This window comes from Paraconexibacter sp. AEG42_29, assembly GCF_040581415.1.
GTDB lineage: Bacteria > Actinomycetota > Thermoleophilia > Solirubrobacterales > Solirubrobacteraceae > Paraconexibacter.
The window spans coordinates 5,576,202-5,596,753 of sequence record NZ_CP114014.1 but is presented as its reverse complement, the minus strand read 5'-3'; the positions used below and the strand labels follow the sequence as shown (position 1 = coordinate 5,596,753).

Sequence of the window (20,552 nt, the reverse complement as noted above, 5' to 3'; positions counted from 1 at the left end):
GGCGATGCCGAGGTCGAGGTCGAGCTGCGGGCGAACCCGAGACGATCCGGCGCATCAGCCGGCGTCGTCATCCCCGTCTGACCCCGGGCGGTATGCAGCCGACGCCGTGACAGCCGGGTCAGGGGCGCGCCACCGGGCCAGCGCCGTCCGCTCGCGCTCGATCAGCGGGGTGAACGCGTGGGCGTCGCAGCTCCGGGCGACCTCGAGCGCATGCACCAGCACCGCGTCGATCCGCCCGGCCGCCTCCGCGCCCGACGTCGCCATCAGAACCTGTGCAAGGACGATCGGCGCCGACAGCGCGCAGCTCCCGAAGGTGCGTGCGTGCGCGATGGCCACCGCCTCCTCGGCTGCCGCCAGCGCCTCGGCGCTGTCGCCGAGCGCGAGCGCGGACCGCGCGATCGTCGCGAGCAGGAGCGGCTCGTAGTAGAGCCCGATGCGGTCCCGGCGAGCGGCGGCGAGGGTCGAGCGGGCGCGCTCGAGCGCAGCGGCGTACCGTCCCGCACCCGCCAGCGCCGTCGCCGTCGCCGTCGCCCCGGCGAGCACGTGAGCCGCGTTGCCCGCCGCCTCGGCGATCGCCAGGCCGAGCGCTGCGCTGCGCAGCGCAGCGTCGGTGTCGCCCGTCTCCGCCTCCACGAGCGCGAGGTTCGAGTGGGCCGCGGACTCGATCTCCGGGTCGTCGTATTCACGAGCGAGGGCGACCGCGCGGGCGAAGTCGCCGCGCGCCTGCTCGAGCTCGCCGCGGTAGCCGACGCACAGCCCGCGCTGACCGTACGCGTGGGCGAGCGGGCAGGTGAACGCCAGCCCCGCGCCGGTGAGCGGGTCGTCGCCCGTCGCCGGGAGGGCGCGGTCGATCGTCGCGACCCCTTCGGACAGGGAGCCCGAGACCCACGTGGCGTACGCGACGCCGGTCGACGCGAGCAGCGCGCCCCCCACGTCGCCGGCCGCCACCGCCTGTCGGCTGACCTTCCGGAACTGCTCGAGCCCGTCCCGCTCGCGGCCGCTGTGCAGCAGCGCACCCGCGTAGTAGAGGCCCGGCAGCAGCTGCTCGCCCTCCGCCTGCGACTCCGTGTGCAGCGCGGCGGTCTCCTCCGGGGAGACGCCGAGCCGCCAGGCCAGGCCCAGGATCCCGACACCGGCCTCGGCGATCAGCGCGCTGCGCTCGGGCGACGGGTCGAGCGCGGTCGCCAGGTCACGGGCCCGACGCCAGTGCCGCAGCCCGTCGGCGGGGGACGCCGCGCCGGCCCAGGTGGCAGCGCGTGCGTGCCAGCCCGCCGCGCCGAGCGGGTCGCCGCCGGCCTCGTGATGGTGGGCGAGCAGCGCGGCGCGCTCGTCCAGGGCGGCGGGGTAGGCCCGCGCGATCGCGGCGGCGACCTCGCGGTGCGTGCGCGCCCGGGGCTCCGACAGCTGGGAGCGGTAGGCGACCTCCTGGCTGAGCGGATGGTGCAGCGCGTGGCTGCGGATGCCGCCGACCCCGCCGGGCACGAGCCACTGCGCGCCGGTGAGCAACTCGACCGTCTCGGCCAGCTCGTGGGCGGTCAGCCCGGAGACGGCGCTCAGCAACGGGCCCGGGACCTCGCCGCCGATGACCGAGATCGTCTGCAGCAGCCTCTTGGCGCGTGCGGGCAGCCGGTCGATGCGCGCGGCGAGACCCGCCTGCACCGTGGTCGGAAGGACCACGCTCGAGAGGGGCGACTCGAGCCGGTAGGCGCCGCGGCGACCCGTCAGGTGGCCACCCTCGTCGAGCGCCCGCACGAGCTCCTCGATGAAGAAGGGGTTGCCGGCGGCGTGCGCCTCGATCAGCGGGACGAGCCCTTCCAGGGTGCGGTCCCCGCCGAGCAGGCCGGTGAGCAGATCGTCGCTCGCGGCGCCGTCGAGGCGGTCCAGGCGCAGCTCGGCGTGGGGGCCGTGGGCCGCCCAGGCCGCGTCGTACTCGTGCCGGTAGGTGCCGATCAGCAGCGTCCGCGTGCCGCGGACCGCCGCGACGAGCTCCTCCAGGAAGGCGTCGCTCGCGTCGTCGAACCAGTGCAGGTCCTCGACCACGATGAGCCGGAAGTCCCCGGGAGCGACGACGGCGCGGGTCGCGGCGGCGAGCAGGCGGCGCCGGTGGGCCGCGGCGTCCAGGGCCACCGCCGGCTGCGCGGCGCCCGCGATGCCGAGGAGCTCGTGGACGAGCGGCAGGTCGATCGCCAGCTCCGGGTCGAGGGCGGTCAGCCGGCTGCCCATCCGCTCGCGGGCGGCCACGGGCGAGTCCTGCTCGGTGATGCCGAAGACGTCGCGCAGCAGGGCGAGCACGGGCAGGAATGGGACGAAGCGGCCGTGGCCGACGCCGTGGGTCCGGCTCACCGCCAGCCCGCGCGCCTCGCACGCGGCGACGAACTCGTGCACGAGGCGGCTCTTCCCGACGCCCGGCTCGCCGGCGATCCCGATTGCCCGTCCGTCCCCGTCCAGCGCCCGCTCGAGCGCGTGCCGCAGGGCCGCGACCTCGGCGTCCCGGGCGACGAACGGCGACAGGCCGCGCGTCGCCGCGCTCGCCTCCAGGCGGGTCCGCGCCACGCCGGGACCGACCAGCTCGAGCAGGTGCTGGCGTCCCTCCACCCCCTTCAGCTCGAACTCGCCGAGCGGCCGCACCTCGAACTCGCCGGCGACGAGAGCGGCAGTGGCCGCGCTCATGGCGGTCGACCCCGGCGGGGCCAACGACTCGATCCGCTTGCCCAGCGCGGTGGTGTTGCCGATCGGCACGAAGTCCATGTGGACGTCGTCGCCGATCGCGCCGACGACCACCTCGCCGGAGTTCAGGCCGCAGCGGACCGCGAACTGCACTCCGTCCAGGCCGGCGACCTCCGTGGCGAGGCGGTTCGCCTCGCGCTGGAGGTCCAGGACCGCGAGGCAGGCGCGCCGCGCGTGGTCCTCCTGGGCGAGCGGCGCCCCGAAGACGGCGAGCAGGCCGTCGCCGGTGAACTGGTTGACCGTTCCCTCGAACGCGTGCACGGCGGCGGCGGCGATGCTCAGGAAGCGATCCAGGAGCAGACCCCAGCGCTCGGCGTCCAGCGCGTGCGTCAGTGCCATCGAGCCGACGATGTCCGCGTACATCACCGTCACCTGCTTGCGCTCGCCCTGGATCGCGGTCCGCTCGTCGAGGATCCGGGCCTCGAGGGCGGTCGGCGCCCGCAGCGGCGTGGCGGTCGGCGTCAGGGCGGCCCCGCACTGCTCGCAGAACCGCGCGCGAGCGGTCGCGCGGTGCCCGCAGTCTTTGCAATGTCGCGGCGTCAAGACCTCCCCACCCCCGCCGGTGAGGCTACGGGGCGCGGGGCGCCGTGTCACGCGCGGCGCTCAGGCCGGCCGCAGCTGCTGCGTCAGCGCGTCGCGGTCGACCACGGTGATCCGCCGTCGCTCGGTCTGGATCCAGCCGAGGTCGCGCATGGTGCGCAGCGCACCGGCGACCCCGGCGCGCGAGGACGCGGTCCAGCTCCCGAGGTCCTCCTGCGTGACCGGAAGCCCGATCTCGATGCCCTCCGCGGTCGGTGTGCCGTAGCGCTCGCTCAGCTCGACCAGGCGCGCGGCGACGCGTCCCAGGGTGTCGAGATCGCTGAACTGCGCGCGGGCGGAATTCGCCTCGCGTACCCGCCGGCCGATCACGTCGATCAGGACCAGGGCGGCAGTAGGCCGCTCCAGCAGGAACCCGCGGAACTCCGAGGCGGCGATCGCGTGGGCGGAGACGGGCTCGATCGCCGTGACGTGGCCCGAGCGCGGGTCCGCGTGGATGAAGGTCAGCTCGCCGAGGACGTCGCCCGGCCCGCGGAAGCTGAGCACGCTCTCGTGTCCGAGCGGGTCGCTGGCGCTGGCCTTGACGTGGCCGGCGAGGAGGAGCAGGACGCGGTCCCCGGGCTCCCCCTGGTGCATGAGCCGCTCGCCGCGGGCGAAGCGCCGCCGGCCGCCGCGGGCGAGCAGCGCCTCGCGGTCGTCGTCCGGCAGGAGCGCGAGGAAGGTGCCCGGCTCGGGCCGCTGGACCGTCACGGGCCGATGCTATCCCGCGCCCGGCCGGGGCTCCGCCTCCGGGGGTGTCGCCGGGACGGCCGGACGCTCGGCGGGGCTCGGCGGAGCGGCGAGCCGTGCCCCGCAGCGCCGGCAGAACCGCGCGGCGGTCGACGGCGCCTGGCCGCAGACCGGGCAGCAGGTGGTGGTGCGTCCCTCCGGCATCCCCGGGACGCTACGACGGCCGGGCGCCGCCGGGCACCCAATTCTGGACGTCCGGTGTCGCCGCTTGGATGTCCAGAACTGGACGTTGGGAGCGTCCAGGACTGCGTGGAGGGGACGCGGAGGGCCGCGTAGCGTCGCGACCATGACTCAGATCCTGGGCCGGGCAGGCGCGCGGCTGCGCACGGCGATCCTCGCAGCGCTGGTGGCGACGGGCGCTGCCGCGGTGATCGCGCCGGCCGCCCGGGCGGACCTTCCCGCCGGGGCCTACGCCTTCGACGCGCCGGTCGAGAGCGTGGTGCGCGCGCCCAGCGGCGAGCTCTTCGTCAGCGGGCAGTTCACGCAGGCACGAACGCTGACGGGTGGCGGGATGCAGCTGACGCCGGGGAGCGCGACCCCGGTCGCGAGCTTCCCGCCGGTGCGCGGGTCGGTCCTGGCAGTCGCGTCGGACGGCGCGGGGGGTTGGTACATCGGGGGGGACTTCTCGCACGTCGGCGGGTTGCCGCGGGCGGGGCTTGCGCATGTGACCTCTACCGGGGGCGTCGACTCGTGGAACCCGGGCGTCACCCCCGGCGACGAGGTGCGGGCGATCGCGTACGCGAACGGCGTCGTGTACGCCGGCGGGGACTTCTTCACGGTCGGCGGCCTGCAGCGGGACGGCATCGCCGCCGTCAATGCGATCACGGGGGTGGTCAGCACGACGTGGAACCCGGGCGCGACAACCATGGTTTCTGTGGACGCGCTGGCTGTCGCGGACGGAGTCGTCTACATCGGCGGAGACTTCAACAAGGTCGGTGCCTCGGGCACGAACCTCGCGGCCGTGACCACAGGCGGGGCATCCGTCCCGAACTTCCCGCGCGTCAGCAGTCTTGGGCAGGTGCGCGCACTCGCGGTAGCGGTGGACAAGCTCTACGTCGGCGGCGACTTCGCGCAGGTCATCACACGGATCGATTCCGATAATTCCGACGTCCTCGCCGTCGACCGCGCCGGCCTCGGGGCGATCGACCTTGCTGGGAACACCGTCGACGGGTTCGCTGCGGATGTGACCGGTGCGGGCGTCAACGCGCTCTCCCTGGCGGGCACGACCCTGTACGTCGGCGGCGACTTCACGAAGATCGGCGCCGAGACCCGCGCCAACATCGCCGCGGTCGCTGCCGCGGACGGCACGGTGTCGAGCTTCACGCCATCGGCCGACGGGCCGGTGACGGCCATCGCCTCGAACGGGGCGTCGGTCTTCGCGGGGGGTGGTTTCACGTCGATCGGCGGCAAGGCTGCGCCGAGGCTCGCGCAGCTCGACCCGATCAACGGGGACGCTGTGACGTGGGCGCCTGACCCGGACGGCCCGGTCGCGGCGCTGGCGACCTCCGGCACGGCCACGCTGTACGCGGGCGGGTCGTTCCGGACCGCAGGCCCCGCGACATCGGTCGCGAAGGTCGCGAAGCTGTCCGCGGCCGGGGCGCTGGACACGTCCTGGCAGCCGCAGTTCGGAGGGACCCCCGCTCGCGGCGCCCTGGCGGTGTCCGGGACCAAGGTGTATGTCGGCGGGTCGGCCGGCCTGGCGACCCTGAACGTGGCAGACGGCCTGCCGGCGCCGGACGCGCCGCAGCTGCCCGGGGCGGTCTCCGGCCTTGCGGTCGACGGTTCGACGCTCTACGCCGTCGGCGGCTTTTCCGAAGCCGGAAGCCCCCTCCAGGCCCGCGCGGGTGCGGCCGCGTTCAACGTCGGCGACGGGACGCTCACCGGCTGGACGCCGGCGATCGACGGCGGATCGGCCACGACCGTCGCGGCCGGGAGCGGCGTCGTCTACCTGGGCGGGACGTTCAGCACGCTGAGCGGTGATGCCCATGCCCGGGTCGGCGCGGTCGACCCGACAACCGGGTCCGCCACGAGCTGGAACCCCGCGCTCGTCGGGGCGCAGGTGAACACCATCGCGCCGTCGGGGTCGACCGTCTACATCGGCGGCGTCTTCACCGAGGCCGGTGGGAAGGTGCGGAACAACCTCGCGGCCGTCGACGTGTTCTCCGGGACCGCGACCCCCTGGGCACCGAATGCGGACGGCGAGGTCCGCGGCATCGCGGTCGGGGCCGGCGCGGTCTACGCGGCCGGAACCTTCACGGTCGCCGGCAGTGCAGGAAGGCGGGCGCTCGTCGCGCTCGCGCCGAGCCCGTCGGTCGGCAGCGCCACGGCCTGGAACCCCGGGATCGACATCGCCGTCGGCATGCGTTCCGGCAACGCCGTCGTGGTCAACGGCGGCACCGTCGTCCTGGGCGGCTCGTTCAGCCGCACGGCCGAGCGTCCCGCGGGGAACCTCGCGATCCTCACCGACCCGTTGTTCGGCAACGGGCCGACCCCGCGGCCGCCGACGACGACGTCGACGACCCCGACGACGACCACGACGACGACGACCCCGACGACGACCACCACCACCGAGCCCACGACGACCACCACCACCGAGCCCACGGCGACCACGACCACCGAGCCCGCGACGACCACGCCCGCGACGACCACGTCCGAGCCGGCGGCGACGACGACGACCGCGACCCAGACCACGACGGCAAGCCAACCCGCGACCACCGCGGCCCCGCCCCCGGTGATACCGGCGCAGTTCGCGCCGGTCGTCCTCCCCAACGGGCAGCAGGTCTTCCAGATCCAGGCCAACGACCCGGTCCTCGGGTTCCCCATGGCCTGCAACAACGCGTTCGGGTGCGGCGGCGCGGTGAAGCTCCAGCAGCTCAAGAGCGGTCCGTCCGGTCCCTTCGGCGTGCGCGCGCTCCGCGCGACGCGGACCTTCAAGACGATCATCCTCGGCAAGGCGGGCTTCAAGATCCCGGCGTTCCGGGCGCGCTCGATCAAGATAAGGATCAACGCGATCGGGCGCGCGCGCCTGAAGAAGGCGGGCAAACGGGGCATCAAGGTCCGGATCGTCGTGACCTCGACCAACCGGGGCATCAAGCCGGTCTCGCGGACCGTGACGCTCAAGCTCAAGACCCCGCGCCGCCCGGCTGCCCGGCCGAAGTAGACCGCGCCCCGGGGCGTCGTCGGACGCGCCGAGGCGACGATCCGGCGGGTGTCGTGCAGGTCGAATCCCGGCGTGATGCAGGCCTTTCGAGCGCCCTTCGCGCCGGACGGGCTAAACCAGGGCGCCCCGTCTCTGCCACATGGTCCAACCACCTGGCGCTCGCATGCTGACAAGCTGCGTTGCAGGGTGAGTTTCTCGTGACGCGACCAGACCGTGCGGGGTATGGTCCGCTCAGCTCACCAAGTCGGCGGGCCGCGCCGGTCTGCGCCCGAGTACCCAGGCCACACCCCACCCCCATGCCGCTCACCCTCGCCTCGTCCGTCCCCGCTCGGAGCCATCGCTCTTGAGCACCCCGATGACCGAGGTGGCAGGGGACGCCGGGGGCCTGGAGCCACTCGATCCCGGCGTGAGCGTCATCGCGGCGCGCTCGCCGCTCGAGCTCTTCTGGCGGCGCCTGCGCAGCGACAAGGTCGCGCTCGCCGCGCTGATCGTCGTCGTGCTCGTCATCCTGATGGCGATCCTCGCGCCGCTGATTATCAAGATCGTGGGGACGCCGAAGCCGAACGTCACGAACTCGGACCTCACCGACGACTTCGGCCAGCCGTTCGGCCCGACCGGCGCGCATCCGTTCGGGGTCGACGACCTCGGCCGCGACGTCTTCTCGCGCGTCGTGTACGGGTCGCGCGTGTCGCTGCAGACCGCCTTCATCGCGACGTTCCTGACTGTGATCATCGGCGTCAGCGTCGGCCTCATCGCCGGCTACTACCGCGGCTGGGTCGACAGCCTGCTGACGCGCACGATGGACCTCGTCCTGGCGTTCCCCGTGCTCGTCCTCGCGGTGGGCATCGGCGTCGCCTGCTCCGGCAAGGACGGCTGCCTCGGCGGCGTCCTGCAGCCGGGCCTCGGCGTGGTGATCTTCGTGATCGTGCTCACGTCCTGGCCGTACATGGCCCGGATCGTGCGCGGACAGGTGCTGTCCCTGCGCGAGCGCGAGTTCGTCGACGCGGCCCGGTCGCTCGGCGCCTCCGACCGGCGCATCATCTTCCGCGAGATCCTCCCCAACCTGGTCGCGCCGATCATCGTCTACGCGACGGTCCTGATCCCGCAGAACGTCCTCTACGAGGCGGCGCTCAGCTTCCTCGGCGTCGGCGCCGACCCGGACGCCGCCTCCTGGGGGCAGATGCTCTCGGACGCGTCCCGGATCTTCCGCGACGCCTGGTGGTACATGACCTTCCCCGGAGCAGCGCTCCTCATCACCGTGCTCGCCTTCAACCTGGTGGGCGACGGCCTGCAGGACGCGCTCAACTCGAAGGCCGGCAAGTAGGCCCACCGGCCGCCCCCTTCGCATGCGACGCATGAACACCGCTCATCGCAGCACCACCGCAGTGCACTTGCCGTACGTCTCGCATCGAGGCCCGCGGGCCTCACCACCGAAAGGACAACCATGACCAGTCGCATGATGCGTCTCGTTCTCGCCGGAGGGGTCAGCGCGCTCGCGCTCGGCGTCTCCGCCTGCGGAAGCGACGACGACACCAGCAGCACCCCGGCCGGGTCGGCGACGACCGCCAGCACCGGCACGCCGGCCAAGGCGCCGACCGAGGGCAAGCAGGGCGGCGTCCTCACGCAGCTCGGCGCCAGCGATGTCGACTACCTCGACCCCGGGCACTCGTACTACACCGGCGGCTACCAGGTCATCTACGCGACCAACAAGACGCTCTACTCGTTCAAGCCGGGCGAGGACGTCCCCGTGCCCGACCTCGCGGACGGCGAGCCCGAGATCGCGCCGGACAACAAGACCATCACGGTCAAGCTCCAGAAGAACGTCAAGTTCGCGCCCCCGGTGAACCGGGTCATCACGTCCAAGGACGTCAAGTACGCGTTCGAGCGGGCCTTCTCCAAGAACGTCGGCGGCCAGTACACCTTCTTCTTCGCGTCCATCGTCGGCGCCCCGAAGAAGCCGACCACGGGCGTGAAGCCGATCAGCGGCATCACGACGCCGGACGACAACACCATCGTCTTCAAGCTCTCAACGGCCTCCGCCCCGTCGGTCGCCCCGGCCCTGGTCATGCCGATCACGGCGCCGGTGCCGCAGGAGTACGCGGAGAAGTTCGACGCGAAGAACCCGTCGACGTACAACACCCACGTCGTCGCGTCCGGCCCGTACATGGTCAAGAACGACGCCCAGGGCAACACCACCGGGTACCAGGCCGGCAAGTCGATCAACCTCGTCCGCAACCCGAACTGGAACAAGGCCACGGACTACCGCCCGGCCTACCTGGACGAGATCAAGATCACGACCAACGAGTCGAACATGTCGGTCGCGGCCCAGCAGATCCTCGAGGGATCGCACATGGCGATCGACACGAACCCGCCCTCGGCCGAGCTGAAGCTCGCGGTCACGCGGTACAAGGAGCAATACGGGCAGGTCGCGTCCGGTGGCTTCCGCTGGTTCCCGCTGAACCAGAAGATCAAGCCGCTGGACAACATCAACGTCCGCAAGGCGATCCTCGCCGGCTTCGACCGCACCGCGGCCATCAAGGCCCGTGGCGGCAAGTTCGTCGGTGACCCCGGCACGCACTTCATCCCGCCGGGAGTCCCCGGCTTCGAGGAGGCCGGCGGCGCCAAGGGCCCGGGGCAGGACTTCCTGGCCAACCCCCGCGGCGACGCGGCGCTCGCCGCCGAGTACATGAAGAAGGCCGGCTACCCGTCGGGCAAGTACACCGGCAAGGAAGAGCTGCTGATGATCACGGCCAACGCGGACCCGGGCAAGGCGCAGGCGCTCGTCGCCAAGGCGCAGCTCGAGAAGCTCGGCTTCAAGATCCGGCTCCGCCAGGTGCCGCAGGACGCGGTCTACACCGAGTACTGCCAGGTGCCGAAGAAGGAGGTCGCGATCTGCGGCGCCGCTGGGTGGTTCAAGGACTTCAACGACCCGCAGTCGATGCTGGAGCCGACGTTCAAGGGGTCGTCCTACAACCCCGACGGCGGCAACAACAACCTCGGCGCGCTGCAGGACCCGGCGATCGACGCGGCGATGGACAAGGCCGCGCTGCTCACCGGTGACGAGCGCTTCAAGGCGTGGGCCGCGATCGACAAGCTGATCGTCGACCAGGCGCCGGCCATCCCGTTCATCTGGGACAAGACGACCATCATCTGGTCCAAGGACGTGGCCGGTGCGGTCAACGGCTACTACACGCTCCTCGACTACAGCTTCACGTCGCTGAAGTAGGTCGACTCGCGCGTGTGACGGCGGGCGGGGGTCGACCGATCCCCGCCCGCCGGATCCGCCGGACCTAGGACGCCAATGGGCACCTACATCATCCGCCGCGTCCTCTGGACGGTCCTGCTGCTGTTCCTCATCAGCTCGATCACGTTCGGCATCTTCAACCTGCTGCCGAGCGCCGACCCCGCCCTCCTGCGTGCCGGCAAGAACCCGACCCCGGACGCCGTCGAGGCGATCCGTGAGCAGCTCGGGCTCGACAAGTCCAAGCCGGAGCAGTTCAAGAACTACATGGAGCGGCTCGTCTTCCACTTCGACTTCGGTCGCTCGTACGTGAACAACGTCGAGGTCAAGGAGACGATCTTCGACCGGCTGCCCAACACCCTCTACCTGATCTCCGGCGCGGCGATCATCTGGTTCCTCGCCGGCATCGTCATCGGCACGATCTCCGCCATCAAGCGCGGGTCGATCCTCGACCGCCTGATGATGGGCGGCGCGCTCGTCCTCATCTCGGCGCCGGTCTACTGGCTCGGCCTCGTCGTCACCTACCTCTTCTCGAACGACCTCGGCAAGTTCCCGCTGCTACCCGGCGTCGGCGCGTACGGCAACGCCGACGGGTTCTTCGACAAGGGCCACGCGCTGATCATGCCGTGGCTCGTCCTCGCGTCCGCGTTCGCCGCGATCTACGCGCGGCTGCTCAGATCGAACATGCTCGAGGTGATGGGCGAGGACTACATCCGCACGGCCCGCGCCAAGGGCCTGCCGGGCCGGTCGGTCATCCGCCACGGGCTCAGATCGGCGATCACCCCGCTGATCACGGTCCTCGGGCTCGACGTCGGCATCCTCGTCGGCGGCGCGATCCTCACCGAGTCGGTCTTCTCGATCCAGGGCATCGGTCGCCTGTCGTTCGACGCGATCTCCCGCGGCGACCTGCAGATGATCCAGGGGACGACCCTGTTCCTGGCACTGGCCGTCTGCCTGGCGAGCCTGGTCGTCGACATCCTGTACGCGTTCCTCGACCCGCGCGTGAGGTACTGACATGGCGCCGCTGCTGGAGGTGAAGGATCTGACGGTCCGCTTCCGGACTGAGGACGGCGTCGTGAACGCGGTCGACGGCGTCTCGTACTCCGTCGACGCCGGCAAGACGCTGGGCATCGTGGGCGAGTCGGGCTCGGGCAAGTCGGTGAGCTCGCTGACCGTGATGGGCCTCACGCGGGCCAAGAACGCCGACATCACCGGGCAGGTCCTGTTCCAGGGCCAGGACCTGGTGACGGCGACGGAGTCGCAGATGCGCGTGGTCCGCGGCGGGCCGATCGCGATGATCTTCCAGGACCCGATGAGCTCGCTGCACCCGATGTACCGGGTCGGGACGCAGCTCGTCGAGGCGGTGCGGATGCACCAGAAGGTCTCCAAGTCCGCCGCGCGCGACCGGGCGGCGCAGATGCTGTCGCTGGTCGGCATCCCGGATCCGAAGGCGCGGATGAACGCCTACCCGCACGAGTTCTCCGGCGGCATGCGCCAGCGCGTGATGATCGCCATGGGCCTGTGCAACGACCCGAAGATGCTGATCGCGGACGAGCCGACGACCGCGCTCGACGTGACCGTCCAGGCGCAGATCCTGGAGCTCATCGAGCGCCTGCAGAGCGAGCTCGACACCGCGGTCATCATGATCACCCACGACCTCGGCGTCGTCGCCGAGGTGACCGACGACATCGCCGTCATGTACTGCGGGCGGATCGTCGAGCGCGGCCCGAAGGCGGACATCTTCGCGCGGCCCGAGCACCCGTACACGTGGGGCCTGCTGACGTCGATCCCGCGGCTGGACACGCCGCGCGACCAGGAGCTCGTCCCGATCGCGGGGCGTCCGCCGTCGCTCATCAACCGGCCGGCCGGCTGCCACTTCCATCCCCGCTGCCCGTACGCGCGGCCGGGACAGTGCGACACCGGGGACGTGCTGCTGGAGCCGTCGGCGGCCAGCCCCGCACACGTGGTGCGCTGCGTGATCCCGTCCGCCGAGCGGACGGCGATCTGGGCGGCGCTCAAGGCCGGCGAGACGCCGCAGGGCGTTGACCCGGGTGCGCCGCCACCGCTCGAGAAGACCCTCGTCCTCGAGCACGCCGAGCCCGAGCCCGAGACCGTGGCCACCGATGCCCCCTCCCTCGAGAAGAAGCTGACCGATGACTGATCCCCCGGACCTCGGCAAGGGCGCGAACCTGTCGAAAGGCGCGACCGTCCCGCCGAAGCGCGAGCCGATCATCGAGGTCAAGGACCTCAAGAAGCACTTCCCGATCAAGAAGGGCATCATCCTCGCGCGCCAGGTCGGTGCCGTCCGCGCGGTCGACGGCGTCAGCTTCGACGTCGCTGCGGGCGAGACGCTCGGTATCGTCGGGGAGTCGGGCTGCGGCAAGTCGACGACCGCCCGGCTGATCATGCGCCTGCTCGACCCCACCAGCGGCCAGATCCTGTATCAGGGCCAGGACATCGCCACGCTGTCGCGCAAGGAGCTCAAGCCCCTGCGCCGCGACATGCAGATGATCTTCCAGGACCCGTACTCGTCGCTGAACCCGCGCAAGACCGTCGGCTCGATCATCAGCGAGCCGTTCATCATCCACGGCACCGAGACGGACGAGGACAAGCGCAAGAAGCTCGTCCAGGAGCTGATGGACCAGGTCGGCCTGAACCCCGAGCACTACAACCGCCTGCCCCACGAGTTCTCCGGCGGCCAGCGCCAGCGGATCGGGGTCGCGCGCGCGATCGCCCTGAAGCCGAAGATCGTCGTCGCCGACGAGCCGGTGTCCGCACTCGACGTGTCGATCCAGGCGCAGATCCTGAACCTCCTGCGCGACCTGCAGCGCGACCTCGGGCTGACGATCATCTTCATCGCGCACGACCTGTCGGTCGTCCGTCACATGTGCGACCGGATCGCCGTGATGTACCTGGGCAAGGTCGTCGAGCTGGCGTCCGCCGACGAGCTGTACGCCCGCCCGCGTCACCCGTACACCGGCGCCCTGCTCAGCGCGGTCCCGGTCCCCGATCCGGTGCTCGCCGCCGCGAAGAAGCGGCAGATCCTGGGTGGTGACGTCCCGTCCCCGGCGAATCCGCCGTCGGCCTGCCGGTTCCACACCCGTTGCCCGAAGGCGGTCATGGGGACCTGCGACGTGGACGAGCCCCAGCTCGAGGTCAAGGACGGCGGGTCGATCGCCGCCTGCCACTTCCCGCTGACCGACCGCGAGGTCGGCGCGCAGGTCCCGACCGCAGCGGCCTGACTGCCGTGGACTGCGCGCCGGCGGTCCCCCGGGCGGTCTGACGTCCAGTTCTGGTCGTTGCAGCGACCAGAACTGGTCGTCAGACGGGCGAGGAGGCCTGGCTACTCCTCCTCGTCTTCGTCTTCGTCGTCCTCTTCGTAGAGCGACTCCGACGCGAGCTCCTTGCCCGCGTCGCTGAAGAGCTTGATGTCGAGGATGTCCCCCCGGTAGTTGTCCGGGGCGATCAGCGTGAAGCGGCCGTCCTCCAGGACGCACTGGTCGACCGCGAGGCCTGCCAGCTCGGCCGTCACGATCGCGCCGTCCCCGACCATCGGCCGGCCCCAGACGAGCGTCATCGCAGCGACGTTCCCGCCCTCTCCGCGCCAGCCGTCGATGACGTCCTCGCACAGGTCGAGCTGCCAGTCGGGGTTCGCCTCGGCGGTCTCGGCCGTGAAGTCGGCGGTCGCCTGCAGGTCGGTCGCGTCCCCGCCGTCGGTCGCGGGCTGGAAGGACACGTACCCGTAGAGCTCGTAGTCGGTCGTCGTGCGGGTCGACGCGGGGACGTACGTGCGGCCGTTGTAGGTGCGGTCCGGGTACCAGACGATCTCGCCGGCCTCGCCCAGGTCCTCGCCCTCGTCGTCGATGCGCAGGCAGGCGGCGAGGAACTCGACCCGCAGGCGGTCGCCCCAGCGGCCGTAGGGCAGCGGATCCTGCGGCGGCTCGGCGGCGAAGGAGCAGACGTAGCGATCGGTCGGCGGCATGGCGGGCAGTCTACGTTCGGCCCGCGGACGGCGTCCCGCCACCGTCGATGTGCCACCACGTGCGCGGGTGGCGTGTGGTGGCACATCGAGCGCGCCGTTCAGTCGACGTCGAGGACCAGCGTCACCGGCCCGTCGTTCACCAGCGCCACCTGCATGTCCGCCCCGAAGACGCCCCGCTCGGCGCCGAGGGCGTCGCAGACCCGCGTGTAGAGCGGCTCGGCCTGCTCGGGCCGGGCGGCAGCGACGTAGGACGGGCGCGTGCCCTTGCGGGCGTCGCCGTAGAGCGTGAACTGGCTGACGCAGAGCACGCGGCGGTCCGGGCCGAGCGGCTCGTTCATCCGCCCGTCGGCACCTGAGAAGATCCGCAGCTTCAGCAGCTTGTCCGCGAGCCTGTCCGCGATCTGGGCCGTGTCCTCGTGGGTGATCCCCAGCAGGACGAGGAGCCCGGCGTCGATGGCGCCGACGACCTCCCCGCCGACGCTGACGGAGGCGGACGAGACCCGCTGGACGACGGCACGCATCGCCGCAGGCTACGTCACGACACCCGCGACGCCGGACGCGGCCACGGCCAGCCCGGTCGTCCAGGCGACGGCGCTCGCGGCCATCCGCAGGTCGAGCCCGTAGGTGTGCGCGGCGATCAGCGCGTTGATGCCGCAGGGCATCGCGGCCTGCAGCCGGTAGGCGTCGGGGACGTCGGCCAGCGTCAGCGCCAGGACCCCGAAGAGGACCGGGGCGGCGACGAGGCGCAGCCCGATGATCGCCCCGATGGGCCGGGTGAGCGGGGGCGGGAACCGGACCACGCCCTCGTCCTGCTCGCGGGCGAGGTGCACGCCAAGCACGAAGAAGCCGACGGGCAGCAGGGCGATCGCGGCGTCATGGGCGATCGTGACCAGGATGTCCGGGGCCAGCACGTCTGGCGCGACCAGGCCGGCGACGAGCGCGAGCAGCGGGGGGTTGCGCGTCAGGAACGCCCGGACCCGCTCGCGCGCCGTCTCCCCGGCCTTCGTCCCGCAGGCGGCGGCGATCCCGAAGCCGAAGACGAACAGCATCGGCCCGCTGATCGCCACGTCCCACGCGATCGCCGGCCCGATCGCGTCGTGCCCCAGCAGCGCTGCGTTCAGCGGGACGCCGAGGTAGCCGGTGTTCGCCAGCAGGCAGCAGATCGTCAGCGTGCCGGCCCCGGCGCGGTCCAGGCCGAGCAGCCGCGTCGCGACGAGCCACCCGATCCCGCCGACCACGAGCAGCTCGATCCAGCCGACCAGCAGGCCGAGTCCGACGCCGCTGCCCAGGTCCAGCCGGGCCAGCGAGAAGAACGTCACGAACGGCATCAGGACGTACAGCAGGAGCTGGATCGCCCGGTCGGTGACGGGGATGGTCCGTTCGCGCCAGCGGTGCTCGAACGCCGCGCCCAGCCCCGCCGACGCGAGGATCCCGGCGATGACGAGGATCACGCGTCGCGGAGCTCGGCGGCGGCCAGCTCGGGTGCGACGGGGTTCAGGTGCACGCCCGTGCCGAGCTCCAGGCCGGCCAGCGCCGTGAGCCGCGGCGCGATCTCGATGTGCCAGCAGAAGCGGGTCGCGCCCTGCGGCGCGGTCCGCACCCAGAGGGTCAGCGGCGGCGAGCTGCCGAACCGCCGCTTGAGGCGCTGCAGGCCGTCGTGGAGCAGCGCGGCGCCGGACGGCCCTTCCGCCTCGAACCGGTCGCGGCCGCGGCGCGGGACCAGCATCAGCCGGTACGGGGACGCGGACGCGTACGGCGCCAGCAGGACGGCCTCGGAGTCGATGGCGACGATCCGGTCGCGCTGGCGGACCTCCTCCTGCAGCAGGTCGCTGAGCAGGTCGCCGCCCATCGTGCGCGTGGCGTAGGCGCCGAAGCGCTCGCGCTCGCGGGCCACGAGGGCGGGGACGAAGTCGAGCGCCAGCAGCTGCGCGTGCGTGTGCGGCTGCGTCGCGCCGCCCTCGGCGCGCTCGTTGACGTGCACGTGGACGTACGCCGCGTCGGGGTGGGCCCGCATGCGCTCGCGCCAGACGTCGACCGCGAGGGCCACCTGCGCAGCGTCTAGGTCGGCCAGGGAGTGGACGGGGTCGGGCGCATTGACGATCACCTCGCTGGCACCCGTCGCGGCGGCAGCGCCGAACAGGTCGGGGCGGTGCGAGGGCTCCGGGTCCGCGGCGTCCGGCGTCAGCGCCGGGTAGAGGTTGGGGACGACGCGCACGGCCCAGCCGCCGCCGGGCGCCGCGGACCCGCCCGCCCCGCGCTCGAGGATCGCCGGCGGGGTGCGGTCCTCGTGTCCGGCCGCGAACGGGTCGTCGGCCCGGACGATCGGCGCTGCGGGCGCGACCGCGGCGAGCGCCTGCGGCCGGCCGGCGCGGGCGGGCGCGATGATCGCCCGCAGCCCGGTCAGCGGGTCGACCCGGATCTCGTGCGTCACGTGCCGAGCTTCAGGTACTTCTTCAGGTCCGCATCGAGCTTCTCCTGCGTGGGGTAGCCACCCTGATGGAGGTAGACCTGCTTGCCGGACGCGTCGTAGAAGATCGTGATCGGGTAGTTCGTGCTGGCCTTCAGCGCGAGCGCGACCTTCTCGCGCGGATCCTTGTAGCTCGGATACGGCACCGGGAACTTCTTCAGGAACGACGCGGCGTCGTCGTCGTTGTCCCCCGAGTTCAGGCCGACGAAGGCGACCTCCTTGCCGTACGTCGTGCTGGACCGCTGCAGGTACGGGAACTCCGCGCGGCACGGCCCGCACCACGACGCCCACTTGTTGACCACCACGGGCGTGCCCTTCAGCGCGGTGAGGCGCGCCTTCACCGCGTCCTTGCCGCCGTCGAGCAGCTGCGAGCTCTGGACGTGCAGCGCCGCGAGCTCCACCGGCGAACCGGCGAGGTCCTTCCGCGCCTGGGCGAGGGAGAAGGTGGTCGGCTCCGGGTCCGTGTCCGTCGTGGGCGCCTGCGAGAGGCCGATCACGACGGCGACGATGACCGCGGCCGCGGCGGCGGCGGCGATGAGCTTGCGACGCATGAGCCGAAGGGTAGTTCCTCTGCGTTGCGGCGCCGTTGCCCTGGCGTGTCGGGAGCAGGCGTCGCATCACCCGCGTGGTGCGATATCCTCACGCCCGAACCGCGCTAGATGAGGCGCCGCTTCTGGGAGAGGTCCTCACGTCTTGCCGGCTGGTTCCCGGCCCGTCCACGGTCGCAGGCCTTCGCCGCGACCTTCCATCGAGATCCCGAGCCGCCTATGGCTGAGTCCACGTCGGTGGCCCACCAGGCCCCACCGCTTCCCGATCCTGCGTTGCTGCAGGCAGTCGAGCAGTTCACGCGCGAACCCTTCGTCCACGACGGGGAGGACCTCGCGACCGCGCTTCGTCCCGGCACCGCCCGCCGGCGTGCCTTCGATCGCGCGGCACGGGAGCTGGAGGACGGGGCCAAGGTCCCGTCGACGAAGTGGCGCCGCCGGTACTCGCTGCTGCTCGGCCTCGAGCGCGTCCTGCACACGGAGGAGGCGCGCCTGGCCGACGGCACGCTGCTGAACCCGCACCAGGTCGACGCGCTGTCCGGCACGCTCACGGCGCTGCTCGCCGCCGCGCAGGGTTCGAACGCCGCCCCCGGGGAGCGCGCGTCCGCCGCGCCGGTCCTCGCCGTCGACGAGTCGCCCGCCGATCACGACGCCGCCGACGCGTCCGCCGACGAGGCCGACCCCGACCCCGAGGCGCTCGAGGACGACGCCGACGACGACCACGACGACCTCGACCTCGAGCTGGACCCGGACGACCTGGACGAGGACGACGTCCCGCTCTCCAAGGCCGCCCCCGACGAGGACGACGACGAGGACGAGGACCTCGGCTCGGTCGAGATCGAGGAGCTCCCCGAGGACGACCACGACGACGAGGCCGCCTCCTACGAGGACGACGCCGACGACGATCTCGACGACGACATCGCCCCCGGCGCGGCCGACGACCCGAACGCCGCCAAGCGCTTCTGGTTCGAGCACGCGACGGGCGCGGGCAAGACCGTCGCCGCGATGGGCTTCGTCGACGCCTCGCGCACCGGCGGCATCCTGATCCTCACCCACCGCCGCAACCTCGTGGACCAGTTCCACGGCGAGCTGAAGCAGCGCGGCTACGAGGACCGCATCTCTCCCGCGCTGCTCGGCGGCGACGGGGCGGACCTGGCGAACGGTCCGGTGACCGTGGAGACGTACCAGTGGTTCGTCCGGCACGCCGGCAACATCTCGCCGGCCTACACGATCGTCATCTGCGACGAGGCCCACACGGCGCTCGGCGAGAAGACGTCCGCCGCGATCCGCGAGTGGACCGGGCCCGTCTTCGTCGGCATGACGGCGACCGGCGCGCTGATCGCGCGGCACGTCACCGACCTCTTCCCGACGCAGACCTCGCGCTTCGACCTCGCGCAGGCCGCCCGCCGCGGGGTGATCGCGCCCCTGCGCGGGATCCGCATCCCCCCGGGCGTGAACGTCAAGACGATCGCCAACGTGCCCCTGCGGCGCGGCGACGTGGACGTCGAGTTCGACCAGGAGATGCTGGCCGAGCTGCTCGACCAGCTGCCGTTCAACATGGCGATCGCCGACCTCTACAAGACGCGCTTCAACGGTGTTCCCGGGGTCATCTACGCGGCCGGCGTGCGCCACGCCTACAACGTCGCCGAGTCACTGCGCGCCCTCGACATCAAGGCCCGCGCCGTTTCGGGTGAGACGCCCAAGCGCGAGCTGGCCCAGATCCTGGCCGACTACGAGTCCGGCGAGATCGACGTCCTGGTCAACGCGCAGCTGCTGGCCGAGGGCTGGAACTCGCCGCGCGCCACGGTCTGCATGCACCTCGCGCCGACGGCGTCCAAGCGCATCTACCAGCAGCGCGTGGGCCGCGTCACCCGGACCCATCCCGGGAAGGAGGCCGGCGTCGTCGTCGACTTCGTCCACCCCGCGACGAAGAACGACGACCCGGTCGTCACGCTGCACTCGCTCCTGGACCGCGACGTCTACCGCGGCGGCGCCATCGTCGTCGGCCCCGTGCGCCGGGGACGCGGACGGCGGCTGCGCGTCGAGCGTCGCGTCGTCCCGGTCTGCGCGGAGGAGGACCGCCGCCACGAGGTCTTCGAGCGCGAGCTCTGGCGGATCGCCGTCGAGTTCCTGGACTGGGGCGAGCAGCACATGTGGGCCGCACTGGCCGGCGCCCGGGTGGCACCGTCCGGCTGGCGCCGGGCGCGCGCGATGCTCCAGTTCGACCGCTCGGGCGACCTGAAGCGCCGCTTCCTGATCACCGCGCTCGAGCGCAACCGCAACGCCCAGCTGCGCATCCGCGCGCTGCAGGAGATCGCTGCAGCCAAGGACCCCGAGGCGTTCGTGCAGTCGGTCGACATCGTGGGGATGTGGACGCGCGACGAGCGCCGCGAGGGCGTCAAGGTCCTGCTGCAGGCGCTCGCGGAGAAGCGCATCGGCCGCCGTGACCAGGCGTCGCAGTGGATCTGGGACCTCGCCGACATGACGCGCGACGTGCACGAGGAGTACGCCGTGCAGCGCTGGCCCGAGACCAAGCGGCTGCTGGGCCTGCTCGTGAACTCGTCCGGTGGTGCGCACGCCCGCAACGCACGGCGGCTCGTCCACGCTTCCCGCAAGCAGGACCGCCGTCTGTCGGCGGCGCTGCTCGCGGCCGCGGTCGCTCACACGCCGGAAGCCATGGAGGTCATCCGCGGGGCGCGCACGCGCATGGCCCGCAAGCCCAGTGCGCTGTCGCGCGAGCTGCTGCGCAACTTCCCGAAGGCGCGCGGCCGCCGCGGTCGCCGCCGGGGCAAGCAGAAGAAGAACGGGCAGCCGCCGGTCGCCGTCGAGACGGTCGTCGACACCTCGGTCGAGCAGGCGAAGACGCAGACCCGGCGCGCGCCGCGGACCCCGGCGGTCGCGGCCGCCACCGCCACCGCTGCTGCGAGCGGGGGCGGCGATGCGATCGCCGCCGCCGCCGCGTCGCTCGGTGGCGGGGTCGTGAACCCGCCCGGTCAGGGCCAGTCGCGCTCCGCCCGCCGGCGCCGGCGCCGCAACGGTGCGCGGCAGACGGGTGACCCGGCGGTCGCCCAGGCCCAGGCCCCGGACGCTCCCGCGCCCGAGGC

General features: G+C 72.3%; 13 protein-coding genes and 1 pseudogene. 7 read left to right on the top strand and 7 right to left on the bottom strand.

Annotation, left to right across the window (positions count from 1 at the left end):
• Positions 1 to 54: 54 nt before the first annotated feature.
• Together DSM112329_RS26505 and DSM112329_RS26500 are read right to left on the bottom strand one after the other, a co-directional pair.
• The gene (locus tag DSM112329_RS26505) at positions 55 to 3,270 is read right to left on the bottom strand and encodes an AAA family ATPase (RefSeq protein WP_354699581.1); all 3,216 of its coding nucleotides are present in this window, start codon (positions 3,268 to 3,270) and stop codon (positions 55 to 57) included.
• 60 nt (positions 3,271 to 3,330) lie between these two features.
• On the bottom strand, positions 3,331 to 4,014 hold the full coding sequence (locus DSM112329_RS26500) for a Crp/Fnr family transcriptional regulator (protein WP_354699580.1): 684 nt from the start codon (positions 4,012 to 4,014) through the stop codon (positions 3,331 to 3,333).
• A gap of 325 nt (positions 4,015 to 4,339) precedes the next feature.
• Here DSM112329_RS26500 and DSM112329_RS26495 point away from each other — a divergent pair, with 325 nt between their 5' ends.
• The 6 genes from DSM112329_RS26495 to DSM112329_RS26470 all read left to right on the top strand — a co-directional run bounded on the left by DSM112329_RS26495 (position 4,340) and on the right by DSM112329_RS26470 (position 13,696).
• On the top strand, positions 4,340 to 7,213 hold the full coding sequence (locus DSM112329_RS26495) for a hypothetical protein (protein WP_354699579.1): 2,874 nt from the start codon (positions 4,340 to 4,342) through the stop codon (positions 7,211 to 7,213).
• Positions 7,214 to 7,556: 343 nt separating this feature from the next.
• Positions 7,557 to 8,537: an ABC transporter permease gene (locus tag DSM112329_RS26490; protein WP_354699578.1), complete on the top strand. Its 981-nt coding sequence runs from the start codon at positions 7,557 to 7,559 to the stop codon at positions 8,535 to 8,537.
• Positions 8,538 to 8,669: 132 nt separating this feature from the next.
• Positions 8,670 to 10,439, top strand: coding sequence for an ABC transporter substrate-binding protein (locus DSM112329_RS26485; protein WP_354699577.1), 1,770 nt, complete (start codon positions 8,670 to 8,672; stop codon positions 10,437 to 10,439).
• A gap of 75 nt (positions 10,440 to 10,514) precedes the next feature.
• On the top strand, positions 10,515 to 11,468 hold the full coding sequence (locus tag DSM112329_RS26480) for an ABC transporter permease (RefSeq protein ID WP_354699576.1): 954 nt from the start codon (positions 10,515 to 10,517) through the stop codon (positions 11,466 to 11,468).
• A 1-nt stretch (position 11,469) separates the two neighbouring features.
• The gene (locus DSM112329_RS26475; RefSeq protein ID WP_354699575.1) at positions 11,470 to 12,615 is read left to right on the top strand and encodes an ABC transporter ATP-binding protein; all 1,146 of its coding nucleotides are present in this window, start codon (positions 11,470 to 11,472) and stop codon (positions 12,613 to 12,615) included.
• Positions 12,608 to 13,696: a dipeptide ABC transporter ATP-binding protein gene (locus DSM112329_RS26470; protein ID WP_354699574.1), complete on the top strand. Its 1,089-nt coding sequence runs from the start codon at positions 12,608 to 12,610 to the stop codon at positions 13,694 to 13,696. Before DSM112329_RS26475 ends, DSM112329_RS26470 begins: the two co-directional genes overlap by 8 nt.
• A gap of 101 nt (positions 13,697 to 13,797) precedes the next feature.
• On the opposite strand, the gene DSM112329_RS26465 is transcribed toward DSM112329_RS26470, so the two are convergent.
• The 5 genes from DSM112329_RS26465 to DSM112329_RS26445 form a co-directional block, all read right to left on the bottom strand.
• Positions 13,798 to 14,436 (bottom strand): hypothetical protein, encoded by a 639-nt coding sequence (locus DSM112329_RS26465; protein ID WP_354699573.1) that lies wholly within the window; start codon positions 14,434 to 14,436, stop codon positions 13,798 to 13,800.
• A gap of 98 nt (positions 14,437 to 14,534) precedes the next feature.
• Entirely contained in the window at positions 14,535 to 14,957 is a 423-nt protein-coding gene (gene dtd, locus DSM112329_RS26460) for a D-aminoacyl-tRNA deacylase (protein ID WP_354699572.1), read from the bottom strand.
• A gap of 9 nt (positions 14,958 to 14,966) precedes the next feature.
• Positions 14,967 to 15,887: an AEC family transporter gene (locus tag DSM112329_RS26455; protein ID WP_354699571.1), complete on the bottom strand. Its 921-nt coding sequence runs from the start codon at positions 15,885 to 15,887 to the stop codon at positions 14,967 to 14,969.
• Complete coding sequence (locus DSM112329_RS26450) at positions 15,884 to 16,867, bottom strand: DUF4921 family protein (RefSeq protein ID WP_354699570.1); 984 nt, start codon at positions 16,865 to 16,867, stop codon at positions 15,884 to 15,886. Before DSM112329_RS26450 ends, DSM112329_RS26455 begins: the two co-directional genes overlap by 4 nt.
• Positions 16,864 to 17,454 carry a TlpA disulfide reductase family protein gene (locus DSM112329_RS26445; protein WP_354699569.1) on the bottom strand — a complete coding sequence of 197 codons (591 nt, stop codon included), beginning with the start codon at positions 17,452 to 17,454 and terminating at the stop codon, positions 16,864 to 16,866. Before DSM112329_RS26445 ends, DSM112329_RS26450 begins: the two co-directional genes overlap by 4 nt.
• A 108-nt stretch (positions 17,455 to 17,562) precedes the next feature.
• Between DSM112329_RS26445 and DSM112329_RS26440 the strand changes: the two are divergent.
• Positions 17,563 to 19,314, top strand: a pseudogene (locus tag DSM112329_RS26440) (DEAD/DEAH box helicase family protein); the annotation flags it as partial.
• Between the last annotated feature and the right edge of the window lie 1,238 nt (positions 19,315 to 20,552).

Bases quoted from the DNA above. Each gene is read 5' to 3' on its own strand.
- DSM112329_RS26495 (WP_354699579.1), top strand. From the start codon at position 4,340: ATGACTCAGATCCTGGGCCGGGCAGGCGCGCGGCTGCGCACGGCGATC.
- DSM112329_RS26485 (WP_354699577.1), top strand. From the start codon at position 8,670: ATGATGCGTCTCGTTCTCGCCGGAGGGGTCAGCGCGCTCGCGCTCGGC.
- DSM112329_RS26480 (WP_354699576.1), top strand. From the start codon at position 10,515: ATGGGCACCTACATCATCCGCCGCGTCCTCTGGACGGTCCTGCTGCTG.
- DSM112329_RS26475 (WP_354699575.1), top strand. From the start codon at position 11,470: ATGGCGCCGCTGCTGGAGGTGAAGGATCTGACGGTCCGCTTCCGGACT.
- DSM112329_RS26470 (WP_354699574.1), top strand. From the start codon at position 12,608: ATGACTGATCCCCCGGACCTCGGCAAGGGCGCGAACCTGTCGAAAGGC.
- DSM112329_RS26465 (WP_354699573.1), bottom strand. From the start codon at position 14,436: ATGCCGCCGACCGATCGCTACGTCTGCTCCTTCGCCGCCGAGCCGCCG.
- dtd (WP_354699572.1), bottom strand. From the start codon at position 14,957: ATGCGTGCCGTCGTCCAGCGGGTCTCGTCCGCCTCCGTCAGCGTCGGC.
- DSM112329_RS26445 (WP_354699569.1), bottom strand. From the start codon at position 17,454: ATGCGTCGCAAGCTCATCGCCGCCGCCGCCGCGGCCGCGGTCATCGTC.